Genomic DNA, 1,626 nt, shown 5'->3' with positions numbered 1-1,626 from the left:
CTCGGGACGCTCGCGGTCCCGGCCCTCACGAGCGCCCGGGAGCGGGTGCTCGGGGCGCTCGAGGAGCTGTGCGCCGGCGACCCGGCGGTCGCCGCCACCACCCTCGGGCTCGGCGGCACCCAGCTCGACCTCGTCGACCTCAACGCCCGCCTGCGCACCGCGCCCACCGCGCGCGCCGACCGGGTCTACACGGGGGTCCTGTACGACGCGCTCGACGTGGCGACGCTGTCGGCCGCGGCGAAGCGGCGCGCCGCGACCCGCGTCGCGGTGACCTCGAGCCTGTTCGGCCTGCTGCGCACCGCGGACCGGATCCCGGCGTACCGTCTCTCCGGCGACACGACGCTGCCCGGCCTCGGCCCCGTCGGCGGCGTGTGGCGCGAGCAGCTCGGGCCCGTGCTCACCGAGGCGGTGGGCAGCGGCCTGCTGGTGGATCTGCGCAGCGGGACGTACGTCGCGTTCTGGCGGCCGGCCGGGGTGCGCACGGCGACCGTCCGGGTGCTCCACGAGTCGGGCGGGACACGCAAGGTCGTGAGCCACTTCAACAAGGCGACCAAGGGCCGGATCGTGCGGGCCCTGCTCGAGGCCGGGGCGGACCCCCGCACGCCGGCCCGGCTCGCCGAGGCCCTGCGCGACCTCGGGTGGGTCGTGGAGCAGGACGGTGACCGCCTCGACGTGGTGGTCAGCGAGCTGTAGTCACCACTTGGTGGGCGCGGCGTCGAACACGTCGTTGCCGGGCGGCAGAGCGTTGTACATCCGCAGCGAGGGTCGGTCGTCGTAGTAGGAGACGACCGTCACCGACGCGGGCGTGAGCTCCATCCGGAACACCGCCTCGAGCGGCGCGTCGAGGGCGTGCGCCACGAGCGTCTTGATCGGCGTCACGTGGCTGACCACCACCACGGTCTTGCCGGCGTGGCTCGCCAGCAGGCGCTCGAGGCCGGCCAGCACGCGCGCCTGCACGACCCGGAACGACTCGCCGCCGCTGCCCTCGCCCCCGGGCGCGACGTCGAGGGAGCCCAGCCACGCCTCGAGCTCCGTGGGGTGGCGCTCCCCCACCTCGGCGAACGTCAGCCCGTCCCACGAGCCGAACTCCATCTCGGCGAAGCCGGGCTCGGTCTCCACCTCGTGGCCGAGGACCTCGGCGATGATCTCGGCGGACTCCTGCGTGCGGCGCACGGGCGAGGCGACCACGGCGTCGACGCGCTCGGCCAGCGGCGAGAGCCACTCGGCGGCCGCCCGGATCTGCGCCTTCCCCTCGTCGCTGAGCCCCGGGTTGGCGCTGGCCAGGCCGCCCGAGAACCGCTTCTCGGTCGTGTGCGGGGTGACCCCGTGGCGCACCAGCACCACGGTGGTCGGCTCGCTGCCGGCACCCCAGCCGCGCGCCTGGCTCTGGATCGACGGCGGCGCCTCCACCTCCTCGATCAGCGACTCGGGCTCCTGCGCCTCGCCGGCGACCGTGACCCCGCTGCGGAGGCCGTCGAGCGCCTCGTTGGCGAGGCGGTCGGCGTGCCGGTTCTGCTCGCGTGGCACCCAGGTGTACGTCGTGCCGAACGGCGCCAGCCCGCTCGCCTCGGCGGCCAGCGGACGCATGTCGGGGTGCTTGATCTTCCAGCGCCCCGACATCTGCTC

2 protein-coding genes are annotated in these 1,626 nt (G+C 75.2%); one reads left to right on the top strand and one right to left on the bottom strand.

Annotated elements, in window-relative coordinates; translation table 11 throughout:
• Nucleotides 1-693, top strand: a 693-nt coding sequence (yaaA, locus tag VGD85_RS13200; protein WP_331063900.1) for a peroxide stress protein YaaA, incomplete at its 5' end; no start/stop codon positions are given.
• Here yaaA and VGD85_RS13195 read toward each other — a convergent pair.
• The coding region (locus tag VGD85_RS13195; protein ID WP_331063899.1) for a histidine phosphatase family protein at nt 694-1,626 on the bottom strand (933 nt) is incomplete at its 5' end.

The sequence above is a fragment of the Nocardioides sp. genome, from assembly GCF_036401255.1.
Classification (GTDB): Bacteria; Actinomycetota; Actinomycetes; order Propionibacteriales; family Nocardioidaceae; genus Nocardioides.
Note: the sequence above shows the minus strand (reverse complement) of the source record. Positions and strands in the feature narration are given on the sequence as shown.